This window comes from Rhizobium terrae (assembly GCF_003425685.1).
Lineage (GTDB): Bacteria > Pseudomonadota > Alphaproteobacteria > Rhizobiales > Rhizobiaceae > Neorhizobium > Neorhizobium terrae.
In genome coordinates, this window is record NZ_QJKM01000001.1 from 84565 (window position 1) to 110907 (window position 26343).

The window sequence follows — 26343 nt, forward strand, 5'->3', positions numbered from 1 at the left end:
GGGAGGATAAAATGCGACGGCATCTTATGACGACGACGGCAGCGGTTCTGCTGGCTCTGACCGGCTCCGCCTATGCCGGTATGGACGAGGCAAAGCAGTTCCTGGACAAGGAAGTGGGGGAGCTCTCGACGCTTTCCCGCGCCGACCAGGAAAAGGAGATGCAATGGTTCATCGATGCGGCAAAACCGCTTGCAGGCCTGGATATCAAGGTCGTTTCCGAGACGATCACCACGCATGAATACGAATCCAAAGTATTGGCGCCGGCCTTCACTGCGATCACCGGCATCAAGGTCACCCATGACCTGATCGGCGAAGGCGACGTCGTCGAAAAACTACAGACCCAGATGCAATCGGGCGAAAACATCTATGACGGCTATGTCAACGACTCCGACTTGATCGGCACGCATTGGCGTTACCAGCAAGCCCGCTCGCTCACCGACTGGATGGCCGGCGAAGGCAAGGATGTCACCAATCCCGGCCTCGACCTCCAGGACTTCATCGGCCTCAAGTTCACGACAGCACCGGACAAGAAGCTCTACCAGCTGCCGGACCAGCAGTTCGCCAACCTCTACTGGTTCCGTTACGACTGGTTCAACGACGCAAAGAACAAGGCGGATTTCAAGGCGAAATACGGCTACGACCTCGGCGTTCCGGTCAACTGGTCGGCCTATGAGGATATCGCGGAATTCTTCACCGGCCGCGAAGTCGGTGGCAAGAAAGTCTACGGCCACATGGACTACGGCAAGAAGGACCCTTCGCTCGGCTGGCGCTTCACCGATGCGTGGCTGTCCATGGCCGGCAACGGCGACAAGGGCCTGCCGAACGGACTGCCGGTCGATGAGTGGGGCATCAAGGTCAACGAGAAATCCCAACCGGTCGGCTCCTGCGTGGCGCGCGGTGGGGACACGAACGGCCCGGCCGCCGTCTATTCGATCCAGAAATATCTCGACTGGATGAAGGCCTATGCGCCGGCCGCGGCCCAGGGCATGACCTTCTCGGAATCCGGCCCCGTACCGGCGCAGGGCGAAATCGCCCAGCAGATGTTCATGTACACGGCCTTCACCGCCGACATGGTGAAGCCCGGCCTGCCGGTCATGAACCAGGACGGCACGCCGAAATGGCGTTTCGCCCCGTCTCCGCACGGCGTCTACTGGAAGGACGGCATGAAGCTCGGTTATCAGGACGTCGGTTCCTGGACGCTGATGAAATCGACGCCCACCAACCGCGCCAAGGCGGCCTGGCTCTATGCCCAGTTCGTCACCTCGAAGACGGTGGACGTCAAGAAGAGCCATGTCGGCCTGACCTTGATCCGCGAAAGCACCATCCGGCACAAGAGCTTCACGGATCGCGCGCCGAAGCTTGGTGGCCTGATCGAGTTCTACCGCTCGCCGGCCCGTGTTCAGTGGTCGCCGACCGGCACCAACGTGCCTGACTATCCGAAGCTCGCACAGCTTTGGTGGCAGGCCATCGGCGATGCGTCCTCGGGCGCCAAGACCGCCCAGGCGGCCATGGACTCGCTTTGCGCCGAGCAGGAGAAGGTTCTGCAGCGCCTGGAGCGTGCCAAGGTTCAGGGCGACATGGGGCCGAAGCTCGCCGAGGAGCATGACCTCGCATACTGGAACAAGGATGCCGTTGCGAAAGGCAATCTTGCTCCTCAGCTCAAGGTTGCAAACGAGAAGGAAAAACCTATCACCGTTAACTATGACGAGCTCGTGAAGAGCTGGGCTGACGCCAAGAAGTAAACCGGTTCGCCGGGCGCCTCGTGCGCCCGGCAGCCTTCAGGCGAGCGAGCGGCGTCTGATCTTACAAGCGGCAAACTTTTACAGCGCTCGCTTCGCATTGGGAGGCGGTCGGTTCTCCAATGCTGTCGACTTCATTAATCGGCTGGAAGAAAAAATGCCCATTTTTAAGTCCTCGGAAGTTTACATCGGTTTGCGGTGTCCCAATCGCCGAGGGCCAACAGCCCGTTCCCGTCAAGAGCTCGGATCGACACAACCAGTTGTGACATATGCTCAAAACGCTTCTGCGGAGCAAACGGTGTTAAGCTTCATAGCCACTTGGCTCGCTTGAAGCCAATGTAGAGAATGGCACATGAAATGGCGATGACGCCAAGGATCACAAAATAGCCGTAGGTCATTCGGAGCTCCGGCATGTTCTCGAAATTCATTCCGTAGATGCCGGCAATAGCGGTCGGTACAGCGAGAATTGCCGCCCAGGAGGCGAGCTGACGGGTGATCGTTCCCTGCCGCTGCTGTTCGAGCAGGTTGCTGGCCTCGAATACCGACGTGATGACGTCCCGCAGGCCCCCGACCATTTGTTCGACACGGTGCATATGCTGCAGGGCATCGCGGAAATAGGGCTTGGCTTCGACATCAAGGCAGGGCAGGTCGAGATGCACGAGCTTGCCGCAGAGATCGAGCATGGCATCCAGTACACGTTGGAAGAGGATGACCTCGCGGCGCAACCGAAAAATGCGCTTGATCTGGGCGCGGTCGAGGAAGCTGTCGAGCATCTTCCGTTCCATGTCCAGCACTGAATCCTCGATCGTGCGGACGATCGGCAGATAGCCGTCGACGATGAAATCCAGAATGGCGTGCAGAATATAATCGGTGCCGTGGCGCAGCGTATGCGGCGCGGTCTCCAGCCGGTCGCGCAGCTCGCCATGGCCGCGGTCGGACCCGTGCCGGACGGTGATGATATACCGATCACCCACGAAGATCGCCGTGCGGCCGTAGGTGATGCGATCCCCATCGAGCTTGGCCGTCTGTGCGAGAACGAAGATCTGATCTTCGTAGGAACTGACTTTCGGGGTCTGCAGCGGATTCAGCGCATCGGCGACGGAGAGTTCGTGCAGGCCGAAGGTTTCCTTCAGGAAGGCAAGTTCGTCCGATGTCGGTTCATGCAGGCCGATCCAGATGAAGTCGGTTTCCTCAGCCGGTATGGCGGCGGAGTGGAAGGGGATTTCCTCCTTCCGTCTTCCATCGCGGTAAAGATAAGATGCGACGACCGTCATGGCGACTCCTTGCTGGGATCGGTGCAGCACTGGCATATCGGATAGTCCGCGGCTTTGACATGGTTGTGAAAGCCGAGAGGAGGCTTCGTGCCTCAAGCGAAACCGGGTGATTGTGGTTGTTACCGCTACGGCGACTGCTCGCTATGCGGTCTTTGTCCCACGCAGGCGCGTGATGCACCACCGCCATGTGGGGGCTACGGCATGGCTGACGGCGGGGATTGCCGCCAATCCGATGAGGATGCCGACGAGACCGGAGCCTGCGGCCTGAACCAGCCAGGAAGCCAGCTCGCCGAAGGCAGGTACGGCATGTGCGGCACTTTCGCCGGCTTCGTGGAGAAGATGGCTTGGCCAGGCGAAGCCGAACTCCTCGGCGCCATGCACGATGATGCCGCCGCCGACCCAGATCATCGCCGCCGTGCCGACCGCGCCGAGCGCCTTGAGAAGATAGGGCATGCCCTGCACCAGACCGCGTCCGAGCAGGCGCAGAAACACCCCTGCCTGCGAAGCGGAAGAACGGCCGGCGAGCCAGAGGCCGAGATCGTCTGCCTTGACGATCAGCGCGACGACACCATAGACGCCGGCGGTGATCGCGATCCCGACCACGGCGAGTACCAGCGCCTGCATCGCCAGGCCGGCCTCGGGGATCGAGCCGAGGGTGATCGCCATAATTTCGGCGGACAGGATGAAATCGGTCCTGATGGCGCCGGCTACTTTCTGGTCCTCGAAGGCCTTCGGATCGGCATCGGTCGTGTTGAGTTCGGCCTCGTGGGCATGCGCCGCATGCGGCACGACGAGTTCGTAGACCTTCTCGGCGCCTTCGTAGCAGAGGTAGAGTCCACCGAGCATCAGCAGCGGCGTGATAGCCTGCGGCACGACGAGGCTCAAGGCGAGCGCTGCCGGCAGGAGGAGCAGAAGTTTGTTCCGGAGCGAACCAAGCGCGATCCTGGCGATGATCGGCAGTTCGCGCGCGGGCGAAAAGCCGGTGACGTAGCGCGGCGTGACGGCCGCATCGTCGATCACGACGCCCGCGGCCTTCGCGCCGGCCTTGCCAGCCTGGGCCGCCACATCATCGAGGGAGGCGGCCGCAGCTTTCGCAAGCGCTGCGACATCGTCCAGGAGGGCAATCAGGCCGACACTCACGGGGAACCTCTCGTTTCACTATTACGAGTGATGAGGATACCCAGCCGGAAGGCGACCGGGAAGAGGCGCCACAACAGATATTGCGGCGCCCCATGGCAGGTTTTGGCCTACTCGGCCGGAACCGGGCTCAGGCCGCTTTCGGCGATCGGACGCTCACGGCTTTCGCTGCGAGCGGCTGCGCGTGCGAGAACGCTCTGACGGTTGACGGACTTGCGCTCTTCATCGATGCGGCGGATCAGGATCTCCGCACGTTCGATCGAGCCGAGGAGAGCCAGGATCGTCCCGCGCTCACCGGCACCGGCATTTGGGCCGAGCGACAGGGTTTTTGCGCGCAGTTCCTCAATTTCCGGATAGCTGACATGGCCGGCGGGCATTTTCGGGTCGGCAACGCCGTAATCGGGCATGATCATGCGCAGCGCCGCATCGAGCCTGTCGAGCGCGGTGTTGACGATCGGCTGAGCCTGGCTGCCGAAGCTCTCGCGCTTCACGCGGCGGGCGACCTGATGCATCGATTCCGTCAGTGCTGCGGTGAAATCGGCTTCTTCGATCAGGCTGGCGATGAGATCGAGCTGCTCATAGGGCAGGTCTTCCTTCATCAGGTCGGCCGTGTAGCGACGGATGTCGCGGCTGAGGATATCGGTCGCCAGGTAGTGCTCGCCCGGGTCCGACGGAGCCTTTTTGTCGCCGCGAGCGATGTCGAGGAATACTGCACCAGCCTGCAGATGACGGGCGGTTTCCTGCTGGATGGCAGGCACGGCCTTGGCGACATCGTTGGCGAGCTTGCGGTCGAGGAATTTCGGCGTCGAATAGTCCTCGATATCCTCCTCGTCGGTGCGGCCGACGCGCGACAGCACGCGTTCGAACACGCCGGTGAAGGGGAAGAGCAGCAGGGTATTGAAGATGTTGAAGACGGTCGAATAGAGGCCGACCGCGACCGGCACCAGCGGGAAGGTTTCCTTGCCGTCGACGACGACCGGGATGGCCGGATCGCCGCCAAACCACTGCATCGCCCATTCAAGCACTCCAATCGAGACGAAGAAGAGCGGGACCGTGATGCAGACGCCGATGATGTTGAAGGAGATATGTGCGTATGCGGCGCGCTTGGCGTTCTTCGAAAGATTGAGCGATGCCATCCAGGAGGTGATGGTCGTGCCGAGATCGGCGCCGAGCGAGAAGGCCACGGCGGTCGTCCAGTCGAGAATGCCGGCGGCGCCGAGGCCCATGACGATACCGATCGTCGCGGAGGACGAGTGGATCATCGCAGTGACGGCGGCTGCGATCAGCACGCATTTGATGAGGTTGAAATAGGAGTCGGCCTGCAGCGAGCGCAGGAGGTCCATGACTTCCGGCAGGTTGCGCAGCGGGCGCAGACCGCCGGTCATCAGGTTGAGGCCGTAGAAGATCAGCGCGAAGCCCATGCAAGCCAGCGCGATATTGCGAACCTTTTCGCTCTTCGCAAAGCAGTAGATGAGGGCGAAGATACCGCCGAGGATCAGGCCGAGCGGGCCGAGCGGCAGGGCGATCAGGCCGTTGCCGAGCGTCGTGCCGATATTGGCGCCCATAATGACGCTGATGGCGGGACGCAGGCCCACGACGCCGGCATTGACGAGGCCAACGACCATGACGGTCATCGCCGTTGAGGATTGGATGACGCCGGTGATGAACGTTCCCGCGAGCACGCCCTTGATCGGAGTACCGGCCGTTTTGGCCAGGAACTCACGCATCCTGTTGACGGAGAGCGCCTGGATGCCGTTTGCCATGAATTCCAGGCCAAGCATGAAGATGCCCAACCCGCCGATCACCGGCACCAATATGTCCTTGAAGATGTCAATTTGCATGGAAACACCTGTTTCTATTTGAGCAGAGGCGTCTAAGGATCAGTTGCTGAACGAGCGCAGGCTGTTTGACCAGTAGGCTTCGATCCGATTGGCGAGTTCCCGGGAAACAGGGATGTATCCGAGTGCCGTCGCCTTGTCGGCGCCCTGGGCGAAAGCCAGCCTGAACAGGTCGATCACCCGCTTGATGCGTTCTTCGCCGCGGTTGAGCGACAAGACCGCATAAGTGACGGCCGCCATCGGGTAGGCGTCAGCGCCGGGGAGATTGGTGGTGTCGGCGCTGAAGCCGCGTGCGGCGTCCCAGGCGACGGCGGAAAGCCCGGCCTGGAAGGACTTGGGTTCCGGCTTGACGAAGGCACCTGACTGGTTTTGGAGCGATGCATAGGGAAGGCCAAGCCGGACGACCTGGCCGTATTCGAGATAGGCGATGCTGTTTCTGGTCGCCGCCGCTACCGCGGCAAGTCCGCCGGTGCCCCGTTCGCCGCGGCCCTGCGGCCAGTTGACGAGCGTATTGGCGCCGACCCTCTCTTTCCACTCGGGGCTTACCTTCGACAGGAAACTGGTGAAGGTGAATGTCGAACCAGAGCCATCCTGACGAAACAGCACCTCGATCGCCGCATCCGGCAGCGCCAGATCCGGGTTCAGTGTCTTGAGAGCGGGATCGGACCATTTCGTGATCTTGCCGAGATAGATATCGGCGAGAACGGGACCCGACAGGCGAAGCTGGCTGGATCCGACATTACCGAGGTTGGCGACGACGACGATGCCGCCCATGACGATCGGGAACTGCGCCAGGCGGCGCTTGCCGAGATCTTCCGGCGGCAGCGGCGCATCGGTCGCCGCAAAGTCCATCTCGGGTTGATCGAGACGCATGATACCCGCCAGCGAGCCGACCGGCTCATAATCGACCCGCCAGTCGGGCGAGGTGAAGTCGCCGCCGTCCGTGCGCACGGCTTCATAGTCGCGGGACCATTGATTGATGATCGGGGCGGCGAAGGTCGATCCGGCACCGCGGATCGGCTCCGCCTGAACGACGGAGGCTGACGTCAGCGAGACAAGCGCCATGACGCCAGCCAGGCGACCGGCTTTGCGCCACTCCGTGAATGTGCAGAATTTGAAAAGTCGCAACATGAACCGCCCCTCAAAACCAGTATCGCGTGAAACGACAGCCGACTTGTGAAGGCGCACAGCAAGACCTAGCGCAGTACGCACCAGAAACTGGCGAGTTCAACTAGCAGTCGGCTTATTTCAAGAGTTTTTCAGTAACGGCCTTGCTTGACGGCCAAATGACAATTTTTGGTAAGTGATGAAAACAATGCAAATCAGAGCTGTCATCTTGGTGAAATGCCGGTGTGTTCCAAATTGCATGTCAAATGACGGCGACTGGCCCTACTCACGCCGTCGATGCGAATTCCTTTTTCAGCAATTGTTTTTTAGAGCTTACGGAGATGCCGGATGTCTGATCAAAGTAGTCTTTCAGCCCTGCAGGGCACGCCGCAGTTGTCACGCGCGTAAAACGGCTGAAGCATCGCTATTAGCTTGAAAAGCCGCCGGATCAGTCGGAATGACTGGGCATAACATGCATCGGACGATCAAATTTAATTATCTTCTGTGCATAAAAAATATTTCTGCGCTCTATGTTGATATATGTCTAAGATGAATTCGCGTATCTGAAATACGTAATATTGATTTATTATGATATAAATTCTCGCGCGCTCTATTATACCGTCATGCCGGGTTTACAATACTGTGCTTTGATTTGATTGCCCATTTCCAATCACAGGAGCGAGACATGGAAGGCGAACGTGAAGTTGAGAAGGAATACTCTATGGTCGAGTTTGTCGCCGAACTCCGCCGGCTGGCGGATACTCTGGAAGCAAACGGACGGTTCACGATGAGCATCGACGAAGAAGAGGTCGTCGTGCCGGAAGAGGCAGTTGCTTCGGTTGCCTTCGAAATCGACGAAGGACGTGCGGAACTTGAATTTCAACTGAGCTGGGAAGTCGGCGAGACTGAAGAAGAAGACGAAGACGAGGCCGATACCGAGACCGAAGAAGCCGACGCGTAAGCCTGCTTCTCTCCAACGATCATATGGTAGTGAAGAAAGTTCCTCCATGCGAAGCGGGAGGAACTTTTATCTTCAGGCAACAGAAATAGATCATCCGGCGGATCGGATCCGAACGATGTTCGGGCGCCAACCGGAGAACATGCGAAACGGTCCACCAGCAAAATCTCGTACAAATTGGGCGGCGGAAGAGGTACGGGTCCCGTCGTCGAGCGAGATCGCGCGAGAAAGCGCCCGCCATCGCTGGCCTGAAAGACCCTCGGGACGGACAGGAGTCTGCTCCGCTTTCGCAGCAACCTCCGCACCGCCCGGGCCGTAAGGCCGGTTGCCGGTCAAGGCGAGATAAGTGATGACGCCAAGGGAAAAAACGTCGTCGCCCGTACTGGGCTCGGCGCCGGTCAGCCGCTGCGGCGACGCGTAGGCCGGTGTCAGGGCGCCGAGCCGCCCGAGGATGGCGACCGTATCCTCCTCGCGGGTCTTCATCGGTCGCGCGACCGGATAGGCAATATTGAAATCGATCAGCTTGATTCCGCCTGACGTTTCCAGAAACACATTGCCTGGCTTGAGGTCGGCATGAATGATGCCCTTGCTGTGGGCGAACTCCAGCGCCGCCCCGATTTTCGCGATCAGCCGGTCGACCGTCGACACCGCCAGCTGGTGCCCCTGAGCGTTGCGGAGCATATGCGACAGGGACTGCCCCTGAAGGTATTCCATGATCATGAAGTGAAGGCGCCGCTCTGCATCCATATCATAGACACGAACGATGTTCGGATGGACGAGATCGCGCAACCGCCGGGCCTCCCGATGCATCAGCGCAATCATATCGGGATTTGTATCCTTGCCGGCTGCAATCAGTTTCAGGGCGACATAGGGATCGGCGAGGCCGGCCTGCACCGCCACCATGTCGCGGGCTTTGAAGACACGCGACAGACCGCCGCGGCCGATTTCCGCAGTCAATTGAAACCGTCCCCGCAGGAGACGCACCGGATCGACCCGGGGCTGGTCCTCGATCGGAACCAGCGCCGTCGACCGCGACGTGTCTTCTTCATTCATCGGCAAGGGCCCAGACCAGCACCAGCGTGATATCGTCGACAGATCCGCCTGCAATTGCCTTGGCGAGCAGCCGATCCGCGGAGTTTTCTTTTTCTTCGCACAGAATGCCGATCAATTCGTGCTCATCCATACCCTTGAGCAACCCGTCGCTGCACAAAACAAAGAGATCGCCATCGGCGAGTTCGACGATCCGCCGTTCGACTTCGACCTTGTCTGCGGAGCCGATCGCCCGGGTCAGCGTGCCGTCCGGCGTCGCATGATCCTCCGAGATCAGGTAAAGCTGCTCATTGCGCATGAGATAGAGCCTGGAATCGCCGACCCAGAGGCAGCATGCATAGTCTTCTCCAACAAGCAGTACCACGGCCGTCGAACCGGAAATGCCGGCCGCCGGATTGGCAAGCGTCTGGCTGAACAGGGCGGCATTCGCTTCTTCCAGCGCATATGTCGCGTCGCCGATCCTTGCTTCCAAGGGGCTGGTGGTGGCGCCGCGCTGTTGAAGCGAAGCGATCACGGTCCGGCTGGCGACGTGGCCGTCGCGATGGCCGCCCATGCCATCGGCGATCGCAAAGAGCCGCCCATCGAGGTCCACCATATAGGCATCCTCGTTATGAGCATGGGAATATCCACGACGGGTTGCCGCTTCAGCTTCTACGACGCGCCGCGTAGGAGAACGAGGACCGGACATCAGACTTCCCATCAGGCAGGCACCTCACCATCATGCGTCCGCATCTGCCAGCCCACCGGCCAGTCGGCAAGAAAAAGAGGGCGCACGGTCGCATCCGCAGGCAGACCGCGAACAACGTAAAATTGCGGCGGCCGTGAAGCATGACCATCGTGCCACCAGTAGCTCTCGGAGGATACGGCTTTCTGAAGCGCCGGTGCTGCTGGATCGAAGGGAAGGCTGATAACCTGGACAGCCCGCTCACCCGACCACGCGGGATCGACGCCCGTGAAACAGGCGGCCGCCTCTGTCTCGGACAGCATCGAACCACTGGCGGTCGTCTCGCGCGCCACCAGCGAAAGGTCGCCCGTGACAGCTTTCAGCGCCGCAATGAAGTCTTCCTTGGCAATCTGATCTTCCATGAAAGCCAACATGGCGGCTTCAATCCGGTCGAGCGCCTTGTCCAGCCGTGCGTCCGGCCTGATGACGCCGGAAGGATGGCGGGAAACCATAAGCACGGAAAAGGGAAAGACGCGGCCGGCTCCGTCGATCGACCCCGCCAGCAGCCCCGCCGCACCATTGACGCCAGCCGCTCCACCGAAACCGGCCGGTGCTAGGAACCGCCAGACGGGTGAGGAAAGCACGCCGCGCTGAAATGCGTCGTCGCCTTCGTTGCGAATGGACACCATCCAGCCCGCCACGATCCCGGCCCATGCTTCGGTGACACGGGCCGGCAGGCCGTGGAAGACGAAATCCCGGGCGGAGGGAACTTTGCCGAAATAGCCGAGCAATTCCAAGTGGCCAATCTCCCTCAAAGGGCCGGCGGGCAGCGGAACGAGGCGTAGAGCTCACCATTGAATGGATTCGCGACGCTCGCTGCCCGCAGGCGGAAGCTGGCTCTGATCTTGTCCTTTTCGATCGAGAATTCGAACTGGTCTCGTCCGCTGGTTCTGGCCATGCCGGTTCCGCTCAGCATCCGGAAAATAGCCCAGTTGCCCGTCCGCTGCACGGTTTCGGTCTTGCCGTCGAGCAGCGTGATGCTGAGTTGTGCCGTGCTCGCATCCCGTTTGCTGGGCCAGACGAAATCGCGCGGTCTGATCGGACCATGGCGATAGACGAGATCGGCATCGTCGACAGCGAAAGACGATCTGAGCGCCTTCGGATCGAGATAGACGGGCTCGACGGTGAATTTCGCTTCCGGCGTCGTGCCTGCTGCGCCGAAAAACGCCTCGCGGATTGCCGCTGCCCTTGCAAATTGGCCCAGCGCATTGGGAGACAGGCCGATGCCGCTTCGGTCGGGATCGAGCGCCACGGGTTGCCGGCCCCTGATGATGACGAAGGGCGACAGATTGTCCTTGAAGAACTGGTCGAGGATGCCGGCCGGTTTGAAGATATCGGCAAAGTCCTGAAGCGAGATTTCCTGTTGTGCTTCCAGCGAGAAGGGGTAACGGTCGGTCAGCATCGCATTGCAGGTGGGGAGCACCTCCTCCTGCCAGCGCCGGTTCACATGCGTGTAGGCAAGCCTGCGCAGGATCTGCCAGGTGCGGTTCGAAATGAATTCGACCATCGGCCTGAGCGGCGTCGGCTTCGTGGCCGCGTCGGCTCGCAGCCTCGAGAAACTGTCGCTGGTCGGGCTCTTGCTCCGCTGGAGCACAAAATCGAAGGCGGCCGCCTCGGGGCTTGGCGCCGCCGCAATGCCGGCGACGGTGCCGAAAAGCTCGCCGAACAATTGCTGCATCTGCGCCAGGCCCGGGCCGTTCTGCGGATCGACGAGAGACGTGAGCGGCAGGAATGCGTTGCGGATCGTCGTGCCCGGCCACGGCGTGGAGCCGAAGGCCGTGGAGATCGCCGTCTTGGCGATCGCATCGGTGACCGCGCCGGCAATGGGGAGAGCTGCTCCGGGCGGCGCGGCCGCCTGGGCAAGGGCACCTCCCGGTCTCTGGCTATCGGCATTGTCACCCGGCAGCGGCAGTTCGGTATTGTCGCGCAAGGTGGTCAGCAGCGCCGTCAACGGCGATTGCGGGCTGGAAAGATCGCGCAGCACCCCTTGCCCGCGGTTGAGCGAGTCGAAATCGATCACCCGCACCGGATTGACTGCATTCCTCCAGATGGTGATGTAGTCCCGCACATAAGCCTTGGCGATCTCCTCGGAGAGCTTCTGGTAGGCGTCGTTGCTCATGCCGTTCTCGCCGAGAACCCAGTCGGTTCCGGTGGAACTGCGTATGTATTCGGGCAGCCGCGGCAGGAAGAACTGGTAGAAGCCGCTCTTGGTATAGAGGCCGGGGACAACGCTCGTTCCGCCGGCGGCGGTATCGACCTGCAGCACGCCGGGGCCGAGAATATTGACGATGCTGATCGGCGGCAACTGATAGCGACGCTGCGCATCCTGCACCATGCGCGCATATATGTCGGAAGCCTGCGGAACGTCGCTCAGCCGTGTGCGTGCCGCCTGTACCGTCACCTGGTCGGTCACCGTGCCGCCGGGCAACAGGGCGGCGAGGCTTTCGGCGTGATCATCCATGCGCGCCTTGGCGTCGGGCCTGAGCGAGAAGGCCGCTTCGTTCTGCCGCACGAATTCGCCCTCGACGCGGGCGCGCTCGAACTTCTGACCCGTGGTCAGCATCAGATAGGTTTCCAGCTGGCTGCGCAGAAGCAAGTTGTTGGGGTCGGCACTGGTGGAAAGCAGCTGGATCTGGGTTTGCAGCCGTGCGACGACGGACGGAAGAAGATAGGTCTTGAGCAGCGCATCGTAGCTCTGCAGCGTCACGCGGCGCAGTTCGGGGCGTGCGTCTATCGACAGGATGTCCGGCGTCGGCCAGCCGGAATTCGGCAGCTCATTCAGCTTGCGCGCTTCGTCGAGGATCGGCAGCAGGCTTTCGAGCGACCGGTTATTGCCGATCTGCTGCATGCCCGCCTTCAGCTTGTCGGCGGATTCATTCGCTTGCTTGATCAGCGAAAGCGAGCTGTCGAGGCCAATCAGCCAGTAGCTGCAGAGAAGCGCGACGAGTGCGGCGATGCCGGCATAGGCGGCGCTGCGGGCGGCTGCAAATTGCCGTTCGATCCTGGTATTGCGTCCGACGAGATTCTGTTCGGCGAAGATGATGTCGGTCAGCAACCGCTTGATGAAGAATGCCTTGCCCTGGCCGCTTGTCGGCGGCTGGTGGCTCGGCGCGAGCGCGAAACTGCGGCCCATGGCACCGAGCAGGCGGTCGAAAGGCGTGCCTTCCTGGGTGCCGGAGTTGAAATAGACGCCGCGCAGCAACGGTTGCGCCTCATAGCGGTTGATGCGGAAGACATCGGTGATGAAACCGCGCAACACCGTGGAAAGCGAAGCGAATTCATGTGGGAAGCCGTAGATGCGGCAGCGGCGGCCGTTGTTGCGTTCGGCCGCCAGTTTTGCCGGCAAGCGCCGTTCGATGCGGTTGACGAGGTCCAGGAAGCCGGTTTCGAATGTCGCCCCGAACGTTGCCTGTTCTTCGTCACGCGGGAAGGTGATACCCCAGACCTGTTCGCGATCTGCCTCGGTCGCGTCGTCGAAATATTCCTCGAAACCGGCGATCAGGTCGCATTTTGTGAACAGAACATAGACGGGCAGCCGCATTTCGAAGCTGCGATGCAGCTCGCGCAGCCGCTGCCTCAGGATTTCGGCATGGCGCTGCCGTTCGGTCTCGCTGGCAAGCGCAACGTCGGCAATGCTGATCGCCAGCAACACGCCGTTGACCGGTCGCCTTCTGCGATTCTCTTTGAGGATGTTCAGGAAGCCGCCCCAGGCGGCGGCATCGATGCCCTGGTTGACGTCCTGGGTGGTGTAACGGCCGGCGGTATCGATCAGCACCGCGTCATTGGATATCCACCAGTCGCAATGGCGGGTGCCGCCCATGCCCTGCAGGGCAGCCGTGTGACCCGTTTCCGCCAACGGAAAGTCGAGCCCGGAATTCTGCAGGATGGTGGTCTTGCCGGTCGCCGGCGGACCGATGATGATGTACCACGGCAGATCGAAGAGATAGTTGCGCCGTTTACGCCCGTCGAGCGGGCTGTCCCGCAGTGTCTTCAAGGTTTTTTCGAAGCGCTCGCGGATGAGTTCCACCTCGTCGGACGAAAGATCGCTGCCCATCGAGATCAGCTCGTCGTTGACGAGCATGGAGTTGATCAGCTTGGCGTTGGCGCGGCGTGCCAGGAAAAACCGCAGGAAGGTGACGACGAAAAAGGCCACCACCGCGCCGACCGAAAGAAGCGTACGGCTCGGCACTGTGTCGAAAGGCGTGACGCCGCCGACCGTCACCTGGCCGCCGAACAGCCAGAACAGCGTCGCGAGCGCGATGATCATCAGCAGGATGATGAGGCTGGAGGGCCGGAGAATGCTGACGAGATAGGTTCTGATCATCGACCGATTCCTCCCGGCGTCAGTGTCGCGATCTTGGCAAGGAGGGGGCTGACAGCACCCGAGAGGTAAAACTCCAGATAGGTGTGGACGACGACGAGCAAGAGCCCGGCGATCGCCCCCACCATCCAGAGCGGAAAGACGGCGCGAATCTTCTTGCCGCCCCGTTCTCCCCTGGAAACCTTCGAAAGCGGCTCATCCAGGCCGCTGTCGGCCGCTTTGGCGATCACGCGCGAAAGATCGTTGCGCAGGTCTTCCAGCTGGTCCCGGCCACGTTCGATGATGCGGTAGCGTCCCTCGAAACCGAGCATGAGGCAGGCATGAATGAGAAGCAGCAAAGGCAGCCGCTGCGATGGGCTCTGCTTGACCCGATCTAGGATGACGAAGACCTTTTCGCCGCCCCAGGTTTCGTTGTGATACTGGTTGAGCAGACTGTTGGAGCTCCATTCGCTGCGGCTGCCCCAAGGCGTCATCAGCACTGTTTCGTCGATCGTTGCGCACAGCACGTAACGGGCCGCGACGATGTCGCCGGCTTCTGTGCCGCTCTTCTGTGCAATCTGCTGGAAACGGTCCATTTCCTCGACGACCTGGCGTCGCAGTGCCGCGACATCCGCCCGTTCCGTCGAATTGCGCAGCTGTGCCACGACCAGAAGCAGAGGGGCGGCAGCCCTCACCAGCTTGCGCTCCGGCGCCGTATCGAGCTGCTGGACGAGGCTGATGGCATTTTGAAGCGACGAGGCATCGCCGACAGTTGCCGACGACGGCAATGATTGCCGTACGACGACGGTCGGATCTTCGCCCGTGTCTCCGCCAAGCGCCGTTCTGGCCCGCGGGCTCAGGTGGCGCACAACCGTCGGAGCATCGTCGTCGCCGAAACTGCTCATCGGCCGGCCTCACGCTGAATTGCCCAGAGCTCCAGCCCGAGCGCGGGATAGCTGCCGCTGACATGCAAAGCAAAGGCGGCGGAATCCCTCAGCCTTGCCCAGAGCGGATTGGATGTGTCGACCTCGAAATAGACGGCGTTCTGAATGAAGGGGATTTCGCGCGGCGCCACCGAAAGCGGCTGGATCGCGATGCCGGGAAGCTGGAGATTGACGAGATCGCGGATCTGCTCGACCGGACCGATCTTGATATGCAGCGGCAATTGCTGGCGGATGCTCTCGAGCGCCAGGTCGGCCCGCGCGATCAGCACGAAGCGGCGGCTTGCGAAGGCCATCCGGTCTTTGATCTCGCCGAGCCAGATGCCGAAATCGCGTTCCGTCAGCGGAATGCTGATTGCATTGCGTTCGACGATGACGCTCAGCATCCCGCGCAGAATATCAAGCAGGCCTTCGAAACTCATCCTGAGGTCGAGATGGCTGTAAGGCGGGATTTCCGGCGGCCGGCGGGTCGGCGAGGCATAGGCCGATATTTCGGCGGCAAGCGCGATGAGTTCGCGATAGGCATACTCGGCAGAGTGCAGACCGTTTGCAATGAAATGGGCAAAAACGGTTTCGGCTCGGTTGACGATGCCGAGCAGCATGACATCGAGCATGCCGGAACGGGTGTCGCCGGCCTGTCCGCTTGCACCCTCGGTCAAAGAGACCGCCCTGCTGCGCAGGAGACCACGGATCTGTTCGAGGATCGAGACGAGCTTGAGGCTCGCGCCGATCGAGATCACCGGCGGAATGTAGCTTTCGGTCAATGTTACCTGGCCGAGTGCACCGACAGCGTCGATTTCGCCGACCGGCAGATAGGTGAGTTCGTCCAGCTTTTCGCCTTCGATGACGATGCGCACGTTCAGCGTGCCGACGCCGATCTCGGCCGGCGGGCGGCCGGCCTGCGCATTGTCGGTGACGCGGACCGTTGTATTGCGGAAACGCTGCGCCATGCTGGCGCCCTCGGCGACTTCGCTTGCCCCCGGCGCGCGGATCGGCAGCGCCAGAAACACGCGCTTCCCCTGGGCGCCCGGCGGGACGTGGATTGCCGGCGGCAAGGGCTGCGGCCCGGGAGCGCTATAGAGCGTGCCGTCGGGAAAGACGAGGTCGGCGGCATTGAGGCGGACCTGCCCTGTCTTCAGCGCTTCCTTGTCGAACTCGAGCTGCCGCACGCCCCATGGATAGGGAACGAGCCCCGTCACACGCTGGTCGAGGTTGCTCTCGATCCAGCGATCATATTGCTGCAGGTGCTGCGGACGAAGGAACATGCCTTCCAGCCAGAGTGGCTTGCCCATCGATGTCAATCATACCCCCTGGGCCGAAGCCCCATGACCACTTCCAAATTCACGAATTTGGCGACTTGCCGAAGTTGAAGCGCGAGTATTTCTGGATCCTGATCGCCAGGCTCGTGACATAGATCATGAAACGGTTCTGGCTTTCCTTCTCGAGTTCTACGGAATCGCGCCATTGCGCCGATTGCATATCCCGGAAGCTGGCGACCACGCCGATATAGGCCGCCTCGCTGGAGATCTCGCGATCGTATTTCTTCTCGGTTCCCGGCAGCATCTCGAATTCGCGGCTGGAGATCAGGTCCGCGCCGAGCAGCTTGGCCTCGTCGTCGAAGTCGAAATAGGTGGCGTTGTTGAACGCCTTGAGGGACTTCAGCTCGTAGATGCGGATCACCACGGGAGACGCAAGGCGGGTTTCGCCGGGATTGACGGCGGCATCCGCATTGATGGTGACTTCGACCGGTGTCGGCTTGGGTACGCCGCCGCAGGCCGCAAGAAAGCCTGCCAAAATAACAAGGGCGATGCCGATGCCTGTCAGCCTCTTTAAACTCATTTCTTGCTCTCCCAATATTGCGAAGCGACCCGTCTTGCCTGTTCCTCCTGGACCTGGGTGAAGGCTTCGGCGATCAACTGGCGGGCCATGCCGTCGAAATTACCGCTCATGCGCTGATGCATTTCGACATAGGTTTCCCATTTCCCTTTGCGGACGCCTAAACCACGGAGACGGTGGGCACCTTCCGCCTCGTTGTCGCGGGCTACATTTTCAGGGTTCAGCCGCTCCATCAGCAGTTTGATCGCCCGCTGCATCGCGGCCATGGTCAGCATGACGTGCTGTTTCAAGTCTTCCAAGGCCGATGCGGCTGCCTCGCCCGGCGCCTGGAAACCGCCGGCGCGGGTTATGAACAATTCGTCAAGCGCAAGTTCCGCCATCTTGAAGTGCTTGAAAGGATTGTTTTCTTCCGGCTGCACCTGGGTTTCGTCCATACGGAATTCGGATTTCACCATGCGGCGCGCCGAAAGCAGCAGGATGAGGCCTTCGGAAAAAGCCCGCACCATTTCGCCGACCTCGCGCATCACCTGCACTTGCCGGCCTGATGCAATATCGGCACCCGGCAGGCCCATGCCCGCAAAAAGCGCAATCAGCGCAGCATTGTCCTCGGCCGCCGAGGTCTGGACGGCTGACAACGACGATTGGACCGAGCCCAGTCCGGCAGAGAGGGCTGCGTTGGTATCGAGCGGCGGCTGTGGCATGAGCGGCGCTGCCGGTATCGGCATGGGAGCCAATGGTACGCCCGGCACGGCTGGAGGCGGCGTAACGGCCGGCAGTGGATTTCCGTTGTTACCTGCGGCTTTCTCGATCAGCCGTGCCTTACGCTCCTCGCGGCGTGCTCTCATCGCCCCGATCGCGTCGAAGTCGCCCAGGGCGTGATCTTGTGCGGGTGGACGGAAGGCCGCCGGCTCACCGAGCCGTGCCATATCTGCCATCAACGACGGGCTGAGCGACTCGCGGACAGGCGGCAGCGGTGTCTGTGCAACGGGCGGGATATTGGAGACCGGCTGTATCGGTGGGAGAACAGCCATAGACTGCGGATCAAGCACCTGATTTGAGGCTGCCGGAAGAGGAGCGGGGGAAGGCGCGCCGTTCCAGACATCCTGCCGCGGCTCCGACGAGCGTCGCACCGGACCGGCAAGGATCGACAGCGGATCGAAATCATCGGGAATGAGCTTCCGAGGCGCCTCGGCCGGCATCGGCGCCGGCTGCGATGCGGACACGGAAGTAGGCGTGATGCCAGGCGATGATGGAGCAATCGGATGCTGCAGCGAGGGGGCGGAATGGATGGGTGATGCCGGAGGTAGCGTAGGCGGCTGCGGCGGAAAATCCGATCCGGGCAATGGATCGCGAGGGATCGGTCCCGGAATGAGAGACGCCGGCATCGACCGGGCGGTTGGCAATGCCGTCTGGTTGTAGCCATTGATGGGAAGGCCGGCGAATGGATCCGATTGACGCGGCGAGAGCGAAAAAAGCGGATCGGCATGGAGAACGGCTTGTGCGGCCGGCGCCGATGCCGCGATTTCAGGCCATGGAGCCGATCCCAGATAAACAAGCGGGTCCTGCGAATTTTTGGCCCAGACATCACCCATGTCACCGCGCTCGCGCAGCGCCTGTTCGGCTGATGGAGTTGCGGCGTTTGACCAGACGGGCTGATAGGCCTGCGGCATGACCGGCATGGGTGGCGGCGACCCGTTCCAGACTGCAGCATCCTGGGCCGGCAGGATCTGCGCCTCGATCAAATGCTTAGCGGCGCGAAACCTGAGGCCGTTGACCAACGCGATGCCATTGCCGCGGCCAAGAGGCTGCTGCCGGCCATCGAGAAAAATGCCGTTCGTACTCTCATCGATGAGTATGAACTTGTTGTTCTCGAAGGCGACGCGGCCATGGATGGCGGAAAGAATGCGCTCGTCGTCCGAAAGCACCCATTGGCATTTCAGCGAGCGGCCGAACGTGCCGCCTTCGGGGCCAAACACATGTTCGCTCGGCGCGCCGCCGACCAGGGAAAGCCTGATCTTCATGCCCGGCCTCCCATGCTTTCGAAACCTGCAGCGGCAGGCTGCTTGTCGAAGGACGACACGATACTGTCGGCCGACAGCAGGATCGTGTCTTCCAGCGGTTCCGGATTGTCCGCGTAAAACCAGCTCGTCCAGCCAAGGCGGCATTCGCCGAGCCTTGCCATGGGAATGGTTTCCGCGTCGAACGCGAATTGCAGTTCCCACTCCAACGGTTCGCGTGTCGCCATCACCAGCAGTTCGCAGAACTGGCGATGCTTGTCACCATGCGGCAGGAAAGGCTCCAGCACGGCAAAGCTCGCCCGCCCGGCACGGATGCGGAACTTGCCGAAGTCGTCGTCCAGCTCGAAACCGAGGATCGCGTCTTCGGCCAGGACATTGTTCGCCCGGCCGAGCGCCAGCCGCGATTCTTCGCCGATTGCCACTTTTCGCGGGATGAATTCCTCGATCCGGCAGGGGATGGCAAAGAAATTGGAGAGTGTCGCGCCGACCACCTCGGACGAGTTGGAGAAAAGCGAGATCAGCCCGAGATGCGGCAGGAGCGCGGAGCGGGAAATCTCGCCGATCCGGTCGCGATCCTCGATCGGAAAACCGCAAAGCGCCAGAAAACGCTTGGACAGCGGGTCGGCGCCACCGGTCTCGTAGCGCAGATAGTAGCGGTATTTCCGCCAGATGACGTGCAGCAGCGAGATTAGTCTGTGATTGAAGAGATCGAGGAAATCCTCGACTGGTGACGGTACGGTGTCTGCTTCGATGATCCGTTCGGTGAAGGCAGCCGGCAGCGGCGAAGCCGGGCCGTAAAGACCGAAGAAATTGACCCGGATGTCGAGAAGGTCCGCTGTCGGATCATAGGCGACGGCCCTGACATCCGATGGCCCGAAGCTCAAAGAGCGGGCCGCGCGGAACCGCAGATATTCGCGCGCGGGATCGCCGAGGCTGCCGACAGGCAATGCGTCGCCGCGCCTCAGTTCCATCAGAGCAACCAGTTGGTGGAACCGGAAATGGGCAAGTTGCGAAAGATGTGCATCCCCGAGTGCGCCGGCCAATTGGCCGGCGTCCGCGTCCACCGCCATCCGCTCGATCCCACTCATAGCGTCGCGGCCTCACCCCATTTGGCGGCCCAGCGAAACACGATGTTGGAATCGAGCCCGGTCATGGAGAACCGGTGCAGGCTGTTGATGCTCGAATAGGACTTCAGGAAATGATCGAGGATCGAGCCGAAAAGATACATTTCGCCTTCACCCCCCATCATTCCCTCGGAGACGGAAAGCGACAGTTCGAAGCTGCGCACCGGCCGGCCGCGGGTGATGACGTCGACGCTTCTTCGCTCGAAGCTCCTGAAGCTCTGCAGCAGCATGTCGCGCTGCATGGCTGCCTGTCGGTCGGTGCTGGCTCGGAAGTCATAAGAACCGACCACTGTCCGAAGCGCTTCAACGTCGACAATCGAGGAGAAATTGCGCGCCAGATTGGCGATCAAGGTCCAAAGAATATCCTCCGCCAGCGGCGGCGACACTTCGCTCAGCACCGGGGTGATGTTGGAAAATTCGAGCTTGGCAGGTGTCGATGACGTCGGCTGGTTGACGCTGCCCACTCCAAGGCGGCTGGCCAGCGCCCCATTCGAACACTTGAGCCGCATCGATACCATTTCGGTTTCGGGCAGGCCGACCTTGCCAAGCCGGGTCACGAAGGACAAGGAATGGTCGATGCCGTTGGTGAGCACGCCCGGTTTCACCTGCGTCCGGTAATAAAGCTTCGGCCTGCCGTCCTCGGAAAGATCGTGGCGGAAGCTCTCGAACGGCTCGTAAATAATACGCCGCCCGCTGCCCTGTACCCAGCCTTCGACCGCTTCGACGGTGTGAATGCTGAAATGGTTGGAATCGCCGGCCGGCCGGACCGGATATTCCGAACGTTCGTGGGACACCGTCAGCGGCCGGCCTTCGGACTCGAACAAATTGATTGCCGGCGTCGTGTTGAGGGCGAAGAGATCGGCGCTGATGCGGGTGGATTCCGCAAAGGCCTGCGACATTTCAAAGATGAGGCTGAAACGGTCGGCTCCGGAATCGGCAAAGGCTTCGAGCCCCTTGATCCGGAGAAACATGAATTTCTCAGGGCAGGAGAAATATTCCTGCATGATACGGAAACCGTCGAAGGCGCCTTCGGGATAGGGCAGCACTGCCTCGCCGGGCGCGAGGCCCATGGGCTCGAGGGTGAGCGCAGCCTCCGTTGGCTGTCCGTTCGGCGTAATGAACTGAACGCTGCGCAGCCGCTCCCGGAAAAACAGGTAGAGCAATCTTGCTGTGGCCGTGTCCCGGGCGCTGTTGATGAACAGGGTCAGCGGGCCGGCGGCCAGCGCCCGCAGCCCTTCGCCGCCAACCTGGCGGAACGAGAGGGTGATCCGGCTGCTGTTCTTGCGGTTTTCCAGTTCCGCGCCGGTGATTTCGAAGGGCAGGACGCTGAGATCGAAGCTCGTCTGGAACGAAATGGCCTGGCCTTCGATTGGCCGCGATTGAACCCGCGTGCCGTGCGGCACGTCGATCGACATGCCGCTGGCGCCTTCGGCAAAACCGAAGCGTATCATGGTGATGGGAGCGACGGGACGAAGATAATGAGGCCAGACCAGCTGCAGCAGGCTCAGCGCCAGTTCCGGCATTTCCGCGTCAAGCCGCTGGCGCAGGCGCCCGACCAGGAATGCCATGCCTTCCAGCAGGCGCTCCACGTCCGGATCGCTGGCGTCCTTGCCGAGATGGCGTGAAAGGCGCGGATTAGCCTTGGCGAACAGTGCTCCCATCTCGCGCAGATAGGAAAGCTCGTCCCGGTAATAGTTGTTGATCGCCATCGGTCCAACCCTCGACTAGCCGTTGAACCGCATGCGCCCGTCGCTGCCCAGGACCGAGTCGAAAGCAACCCTGACGGTGCGATCATCCTCGGCCAATTCTCCATTCACATGGAATATGAACTCGAGGGGGCGCGTCTTGTCCTCAACGGGCCGCACCGCAATGTTGCGCAAGCGTGGCTCAAAATTGCGCAACTGCTTTTCGACGTCCCGGGCGATCGAAGAGATGAGGCTGCGATAATCGGTCGTCGCATTGAAGTCCGAAAGGCCGAAGTCGGGGCGGGTTTCGCAGCATCCCTTGCGACTGTTGAGGATGACCAGAAGGTTGGCGAGAATACTGTCAAGCACGGCGGAATCGTCCCGCGGGCCGGACCTTTCGGCTCCGACGCCGTCAAGCTCCAGACGCTGAAGCAAGCTTACCGATACCATTGCGCTTACTCACTCTCTAAAGCCTTTGGCCGGACACGACTGTCCGGCCACTGGTCTATCTCCGCCGTCATGGCCGCGACGACCGCGCGTCAGGCCTTGTCGAGCTTGCCCTTGAGGGAAAGCGTGAAGTCGGCGCCCATGTATTTGAAATGCGGCTGCACCGCCATGCCGACACTGTACCAACCGGGTTCGCCTTCAACGTCGGACACGGTGATCTGAGCCTTGCGCAGCGGCCGGCGGGAGCGCACGTCGGCGGACGGATTGTCCTGGTCCGAGACATATTGCCGGATCCAGTTGTTGAGTTCGCTTTCCAACTCGCCGCGGTTCTTCCAGCTCCCGATGTTCTCGCGCTGCAGAACCTTGATATAATGGGCGAGACGGTTGACGATCATCATGTAGGGAAGCTGGGTGCCAAGCCTGTAGTTGAGCTCGGCAGCCTTGTTTTCCGTGGTGTTGCCGAAGAATTTCGGCTTCTGGGCAGAGTTGGCGGAGAAAAACGCTGCGTTGTCGCTACCCTTTCGCATGGTCAGCGCGATGAAGCCCTGTTCGGCAAGTTCGTATTCCTTGCGGTCGGAAATCAGAACTTCCGTCGGGATCTTGGTCTGCAGCTGGCCCATGGCCTCGAAGCTGTGGACCGGCAGGTCTTCGACAGCGCCACCCGATTGCGGGCCGATGATGTTCGGGCACCAGCGGAACTTGGCGAAACTGTCGGTCAGGCGGGTCGCAAGCGCGATCGAGGCATTGCCCCAGAGATAGTTCTCGGTTTCGCCGGCGGAGCGTTCTTCATAGTTGAAGGCCTTGACCGGGACGGTCTCGGCGCCGTAGGGCGAGCGGAGCATGAACCGCGGCATGGCGAGCGCGAAATAGCGCGAGTCTTCGCTTTCGCGGAACGCGTTCCACTTGGCGTATTTCGGGCCTTCGAAGATCGATTCCATATCCTTGAGGTTCGGAATTTCTTCGAACGTATCGACGCCGAACATAGCTGGAGCGGCACCTGCTATGACCGGCGCGTGAGCCATGGCGCCGACGCTGGCGCAATACTGGGCAAGCTTCACGTCCGGTGCGCTCGGGCTGAAGGCGTAGTTGCACACGACGGCGCCGACCGGCTGGCCGCCGAACTGCCCGTATTCTGCAGTATAGATATGCTTGTAGAGACCGGATTTCGCAACTTCCGGGCTGTCTTCGAAATCGGCCAGCAGCTCGTCCTTCGAGACATTCATGATCTCGATCTTGATGTTCTGACGGAAGTCCGTTCGGTCGACGGCGAATTTCAGACCGCGCCAAGCCGATTCCAGCGTCCGGAACTGGTCGTTATGCAGAATTTCGTCAACCTGGGACGACAGCTTGCGGTCGATTTCCGCGATCATATGGTCGATTGCGGCGCTGTTGACGGTGCTGTCGGCGCGGGTCGGCTTCAGTAGCTCGGCGATAAAGGCGCTGACGCCCTTGCGGGCCACGTCGTAGCCGTCGTCGCTCGGCACCAGCCGGGTTTCCTGCAGGATCTGGTCCAGCAGAGAACCCTCTGCCTGTTCAAGGACAGCCTGTTGTTGGGCAGTTTCTCTCTCAGCCATGAAAAAGCCTTCTTTCGAATTCGGACGCAATCATACGAAGCGTCGATCGTGCCGCAGTTTCCCGAGGGATCGGAGCGATTTATTTATCTTTGGAGGCCGCGGCTGTGATTTCGGCCAGCAGTTTCTCGCGGGCTTCCTCGTCACCGAGAACGCCTTGGATCGCCTTGCGGAATGCCGGGACGTTGCCGAGCGGACCCTTGAGCGCGACCAGAGCTTCCCGCAGTTCGAGCAGTTTGTTGAGCTCGGGCGTCTGGCGCACGATGGCTTCGGGCGTGAAATCGTTGAGGCTTTCCAGCTTCAGGGAGACGTTCATCTGCCCGGCATCGGCTTCTTCGGAAAGCTTGTTCTCGACGGCAATATCAAGCTGCAGATTGTGGCCCTTCATCACGTCGTTGAAGTTGTCCTTGTTGACGTTGATGAGCTCTCGGTCTTCGACCGGCGTGTCGTCGCCCTTCAGCGTATAGTCGCCGAGGAAAACCATCTTCAGAGGCAGTTCGACCTCTTCCTTGCTGTCGCCAGTTGCCGGCTTATAGCGAATGTTGACGCGCTCCTTCGGCGCCACAGACGAGTCCTTCGTCATGTCTGATTTCCCCCGTAAAACCCCAAATGCAATTCATGAAATCCAAGCAGATAACCTATATCTGCCGCGAAAATTGCGATTGCCGGTCTGGCTGCCCTTGCCTAGACTTCAGCTATAATTGCGCCTGTATATGTAGGTTTTATAACGGATACGATGCATTGCGCATCTTTATGCAATTTGCGGAGAAGTAAGTCGCACCGCCTGGACGATGTCGAGCGCGCTTAGCGTTTCTGCGATGCGTGCCTTTCGAAGCACGATCTCCCGCTCCTCAAGGTGGCGAACCGCGTTGCGGTGGGAATAGCCCCGCCACGACAAGGCAGCCAGAGCGGCGGCGAGCGGCGGCTCCCATAGGGCCAATGCCTGTTCCTCGACCATGCGTTCCAAGGCGGGAATGAGCGCGAACAGCGGCTGCAGGAGTTCGTGGCGCAAGCAGAATTCGCCGATGTCCAGCTTGGCGCAGAACCGTTCCCGGCCGCCGGGGCAGCGCTCGCCATAGTCGGAGAGCAGCTTCAATCCCGCCAGCACTTGGCCCTGCTGGGCAAGCTGGCCGGCGGCTGCCTTTGCCTTGTCGCGTTCGGAACCCGCCGCTTGCCCATCGCCGCGGGCGACAATTTCGCTGGCGATCCAGCTCCGGGTCTCTCCGTCGGCGAAGGGAGTGCCGTCGCTGAACGAGAGCTGTGTCAGGTCCGGTATGCGTTTCAGAAAGGCGGAAAGCTGGCCTGTAACGGTAGCACGCGCCGCGTCGTATTCGGCGCCCAGAGCCTGCATGGCGTTGGTGACCAGACGCTGCGCATCGAGGAAGAAGGGCGAAGAGGCCAATACGCTTTCGGCGGAAAGCAGCAGGCCCTGGTTGTTTCCGGCGGCTTTCAGCGCGGCAAGTTCGGCAAGCCGCGGCTTTTGCGGCGGCGGCAGTTGGGTGCGGCCGGCCTTATCGGGCGGCGCCTTCAGAATGTCGCCCCAGGCGGCGAAACGGGTCGCGAGATAGATACGCGGATCGGTGGGGGCCGACGGCCGCAGGGCGCTTGCGGCGCGCATGGCATTGGCGAACAGCGCCTGGAAGGTTCTTTCGACGCCTTCGCCGACCGGCGCCTCGGCAATTTCGACCGTAGCGACCGGCCGCTGCTGAGGCTGCGGTTGAGGCGCAGGAACAGCAGGCTGCGGCGCTTCGGCTGCCGGCGCGGCTGCGACGGGCCCGGGCGTAGGTTCCGGGTTCGGCCGTGCGGCGGCTTCTGCTTGAGCCGCGGCGGCCGCGGCCCGGGCCTCCAGCTCCGCCTTTGCCTCCCGGGCGTGGGGACGAAGCGCCCGGATCAGCGGGCCGATGGCGGCTGGATATTTGCGCATCCGCTCCGAGAGAAGTTCATCGACTGCGACCAACCGATCGTGGGCGATCAGTGCGAAGAGCTTGGCATCCCCGGAAGGCGGGGTTGCTTCCACCAGCGGCGCCAGTCTTTCCGCCATCCAGTCAAGCGCGCCGGCACGGGCCCTTTCGCGGGCGGGCGGTGGGAAAAGACCGTCCCAATGCGCTTCCACCATGCCCTGCAGGATGGTGATCCCGACAGCAAGGCCCTTGTAGCTTTCTTCGCGCTGCAGGCCGAAGATCAGCCGGGAGGCGAGCACGATGTCTTTCGAGCGGCTCTTCAGAATGTCGATCGTGTTCGTGTTGTAACGCTTCCAGTCGACGGCCGAGGGGCCTCCCGTCTCCATCTTGCGGAACTCGCTGTCCAATGCCTCGAATTCCGCTTCGTCGCGCAGGTCGCGGCCGGCGGGCGCACCGTCGATCGCAAGTCCCCCGATGGAGGCGCGCGGGTCGGTAAGCAAGGCGTCGAGATCGATTGCTGCCATGAAGTATCCCCGGTCATGTGAATGGCGGACTCCCAAAAGGCGGTCCGCAAGCTGAATTGTCGAAAGAAGATGGAGGCCGCTTCCGCAAAATGTGGCAATCGTCATAGTCGTGTAGTTTGAAGATCATATGAGCGATGGTTGGGCGTCGCGATTTTTCTTCTCATCGATG

General features: G+C 61.3%; 20 protein-coding genes. 2 read left to right on the top strand and 18 right to left on the bottom strand.

The genetic code is table 11. From position 1 onward, the window contains the following. The first annotated feature begins 11 nt into the window (after positions 1-11). Positions 12-1742: an ABC transporter substrate-binding protein gene (locus tag DMO26_RS00365; RefSeq protein ID WP_117190027.1), complete on the top strand. Its 1731-nt coding sequence runs from the start codon at positions 12-14 to the stop codon at positions 1740-1742. 305 nt (positions 1743-2047) lie between these two features. Here DMO26_RS00365 and DMO26_RS00370 read toward each other — a convergent pair whose 3' ends face one another. From DMO26_RS00370 to pstS, 4 genes are all read right to left on the bottom strand, one after another. Further along, positions 2048-3013 carry a magnesium and cobalt transport protein CorA gene (locus DMO26_RS00370; protein ID WP_117190028.1) on the bottom strand — a complete coding sequence of 322 codons (966 nt, stop codon included), beginning with the start codon at positions 3011-3013 and terminating at the stop codon, positions 2048-2050. Between the two features lie 141 nt (positions 3014-3154). Continuing rightward, positions 3155-4153, bottom strand: a complete 999-nt coding sequence (locus DMO26_RS00375) for a DUF808 domain-containing protein (protein ID WP_117190029.1) — start codon at positions 4151-4153, stop codon at positions 3155-3157. 107 nt (positions 4154-4260) lie between these two features. After that, positions 4261-5991, bottom strand: coding sequence for a Na/Pi cotransporter family protein (locus DMO26_RS00380; protein ID WP_117190030.1), 1731 nt, complete (start codon positions 5989-5991; stop codon positions 4261-4263). A gap of 39 nt (positions 5992-6030) precedes the next feature. Continuing rightward, the gene (gene pstS / locus DMO26_RS00385; RefSeq protein WP_117190031.1) at positions 6031-7119 is read right to left on the bottom strand and encodes a phosphate ABC transporter substrate-binding protein PstS; all 1089 of its coding nucleotides are present in this window, start codon (positions 7117-7119) and stop codon (positions 6031-6033) included. Between the two features lie 661 nt (positions 7120-7780). On the opposite strand from pstS, the gene DMO26_RS00390 reads away from it, so the two are divergent. After that, complete coding sequence (locus DMO26_RS00390) at positions 7781-8056, top strand: amphi-Trp domain-containing protein (RefSeq protein WP_117190032.1); 276 nt, start codon at positions 7781-7783, stop codon at positions 8054-8056. A gap of 90 nt (positions 8057-8146) precedes the next feature. Here the strand turns inward: DMO26_RS00390 and DMO26_RS00395 are convergent, their stop codons facing one another. The 14 genes from DMO26_RS00395 to tssA form a co-directional block, all read right to left on the bottom strand. Then, positions 8147-9106, bottom strand: coding sequence for a serine/threonine-protein kinase (locus tag DMO26_RS00395; RefSeq protein ID WP_117190033.1), 960 nt, complete (start codon positions 9104-9106; stop codon positions 8147-8149). Then, positions 9099-9803, bottom strand: a complete 705-nt coding sequence (locus DMO26_RS00400) for a PP2C family protein-serine/threonine phosphatase (RefSeq protein ID WP_117190035.1) — start codon at positions 9801-9803, stop codon at positions 9099-9101. Before DMO26_RS00400 ends, DMO26_RS00395 begins: the two co-directional genes overlap by 8 nt. After that, positions 9803-10564, bottom strand: coding sequence for a type VI secretion system-associated protein TagF (tagF, locus tag DMO26_RS00405; protein WP_162894644.1), 762 nt, complete (start codon positions 10562-10564; stop codon positions 9803-9805). Before tagF ends, DMO26_RS00400 begins: the two co-directional genes overlap by 1 nt. 14 nt (positions 10565-10578) lie before the next feature. Continuing rightward, positions 10579-14151, bottom strand: a complete 3573-nt coding sequence (gene tssM, locus DMO26_RS00410; RefSeq protein ID WP_117190037.1) for a type VI secretion system membrane subunit TssM — start codon at positions 14149-14151, stop codon at positions 10579-10581. Beyond that, on the bottom strand, positions 14148-15032 hold the full coding sequence (gene icmH, locus DMO26_RS00415; RefSeq protein WP_117190038.1) for a type IVB secretion system protein IcmH/DotU: 885 nt from the start codon (positions 15030-15032) through the stop codon (positions 14148-14150). The genes tssM and icmH overlap by 4 nt, the downstream gene beginning before the upstream one ends. Beyond that, positions 15029-16360 (bottom strand): type VI secretion system baseplate subunit TssK, encoded by a 1332-nt coding sequence (gene tssK, locus DMO26_RS00420; protein ID WP_117190039.1) that lies wholly within the window; start codon positions 16358-16360, stop codon positions 15029-15031. The genes icmH and tssK overlap by 4 nt, the downstream gene beginning before the upstream one ends. Positions 16361-16409: 49 nt before the next feature. Next, positions 16410-16907: a type VI secretion system lipoprotein TssJ gene (gene tssJ / locus DMO26_RS00425; protein ID WP_117190040.1), complete on the bottom strand. Its 498-nt coding sequence runs from the start codon at positions 16905-16907 to the stop codon at positions 16410-16412. Further along, a complete protein-coding gene (locus DMO26_RS00430) occupies positions 16904-18925 on the bottom strand; it encodes a type VI secretion system-associated FHA domain protein (protein ID WP_162894646.1) in 2022 nt (673 codons plus the stop codon). The genes tssJ and DMO26_RS00430 overlap by 4 nt, the downstream gene beginning before the upstream one ends. Continuing rightward, positions 18922-19992, bottom strand: a complete 1071-nt coding sequence (tssG, locus tag DMO26_RS00435) for a type VI secretion system baseplate subunit TssG (protein ID WP_162894647.1) — start codon at positions 19990-19992, stop codon at positions 18922-18924. The genes DMO26_RS00430 and tssG overlap by 4 nt, the downstream gene beginning before the upstream one ends. 14 nt (positions 19993-20006) lie before the next feature. Next, positions 20007-21755 carry a type VI secretion system baseplate subunit TssF gene (tssF, locus tag DMO26_RS00440; protein ID WP_117190043.1) on the bottom strand — a complete coding sequence of 583 codons (1749 nt, stop codon included), beginning with the start codon at positions 21753-21755 and terminating at the stop codon, positions 20007-20009. A gap of 15 nt (positions 21756-21770) precedes the next feature. After that, positions 21771-22181: a type VI secretion system baseplate subunit TssE gene (gene tssE / locus DMO26_RS00445; protein WP_117190045.1), complete on the bottom strand. Its 411-nt coding sequence runs from the start codon at positions 22179-22181 to the stop codon at positions 21771-21773. Positions 22182-22270: 89 nt separating this feature from the next. Beyond that, positions 22271-23752, bottom strand: a complete 1482-nt coding sequence (gene tssC / locus DMO26_RS00450) for a type VI secretion system contractile sheath large subunit (RefSeq protein ID WP_117190491.1) — start codon at positions 23750-23752, stop codon at positions 22271-22273. 79 nt (positions 23753-23831) lie between these two features. Next, positions 23832-24332 carry a type VI secretion system contractile sheath small subunit gene (gene tssB, locus DMO26_RS00455; RefSeq protein WP_117190046.1) on the bottom strand — a complete coding sequence of 167 codons (501 nt, stop codon included), beginning with the start codon at positions 24330-24332 and terminating at the stop codon, positions 23832-23834. Between the two features lie 168 nt (positions 24333-24500). After that, entirely contained in the window at positions 24501-26174 is a 1674-nt protein-coding gene (gene tssA, locus DMO26_RS00460) for a type VI secretion system protein TssA (RefSeq protein WP_162894648.1), read from the bottom strand. Between the last annotated feature and the right edge of the window lie 169 nt (positions 26175-26343).

Coding starts and splice junctions, on each gene's coding strand:
- DMO26_RS00370 (WP_117190028.1), bottom strand. CDS start 3,013: ATGACGGTCGTCGCATCTTATCTTTACCGCGATGGAAGACGGAAGGAG.
- DMO26_RS00365 (WP_117190027.1), top strand. CDS start 12: ATGCGACGGCATCTTATGACGACGACGGCAGCGGTTCTGCTGGCTCTG.
- DMO26_RS00380 (WP_117190030.1), bottom strand. CDS start 5,991: ATGCAAATTGACATCTTCAAGGACATATTGGTGCCGGTGATCGGCGGG.
- tssB (WP_117190046.1), bottom strand. CDS start 24,332: ATGACGAAGGACTCGTCTGTGGCGCCGAAGGAGCGCGTCAACATTCGC.
- tssC (WP_117190491.1), bottom strand. CDS start 23,752: ATGGCTGAGAGAGAAACTGCCCAACAACAGGCTGTCCTTGAACAGGCA.
- tssF (WP_117190043.1), bottom strand. CDS start 21,755: ATGGCGATCAACAACTATTACCGGGACGAGCTTTCCTATCTGCGCGAG.
- tssM (WP_117190037.1), bottom strand. CDS start 14,151: ATGATCAGAACCTATCTCGTCAGCATTCTCCGGCCCTCCAGCCTCATC.
- DMO26_RS00400 (WP_117190035.1), bottom strand. CDS start 9,803: ATGGGAAGTCTGATGTCCGGTCCTCGTTCTCCTACGCGGCGCGTCGTA.
- tssA (WP_162894648.1), bottom strand. CDS start 26,174: ATGGCAGCAATCGATCTCGACGCCTTGCTTACCGACCCGCGCGCCTCC.
- tssG (WP_162894647.1), bottom strand. CDS start 19,992: ATGGCGGTGGACGCGGACGCCGGCCAATTGGCCGGCGCACTCGGGGAT.
- pstS (WP_117190031.1), bottom strand. CDS start 7,119: ATGTTGCGACTTTTCAAATTCTGCACATTCACGGAGTGGCGCAAAGCC.
- DMO26_RS00430 (WP_162894646.1), bottom strand. CDS start 18,925: ATGAAGATCAGGCTTTCCCTGGTCGGCGGCGCGCCGAGCGAACATGTG.
- tssE (WP_117190045.1), bottom strand. CDS start 22,181: ATGGTATCGGTAAGCTTGCTTCAGCGTCTGGAGCTTGACGGCGTCGGA.
- DMO26_RS00390 (WP_117190032.1), top strand. CDS start 7,781: ATGGAAGGCGAACGTGAAGTTGAGAAGGAATACTCTATGGTCGAGTTT.
- DMO26_RS00395 (WP_117190033.1), bottom strand. CDS start 9,106: ATGAATGAAGAAGACACGTCGCGGTCGACGGCGCTGGTTCCGATCGAG.
- tssK (WP_117190039.1), bottom strand. CDS start 16,360: ATGGGCAAGCCACTCTGGCTGGAAGGCATGTTCCTTCGTCCGCAGCAC.
- icmH (WP_117190038.1), bottom strand. CDS start 15,032: ATGAGCAGTTTCGGCGACGACGATGCTCCGACGGTTGTGCGCCACCTG.
- tssJ (WP_117190040.1), bottom strand. CDS start 16,907: ATGAGTTTAAAGAGGCTGACAGGCATCGGCATCGCCCTTGTTATTTTG.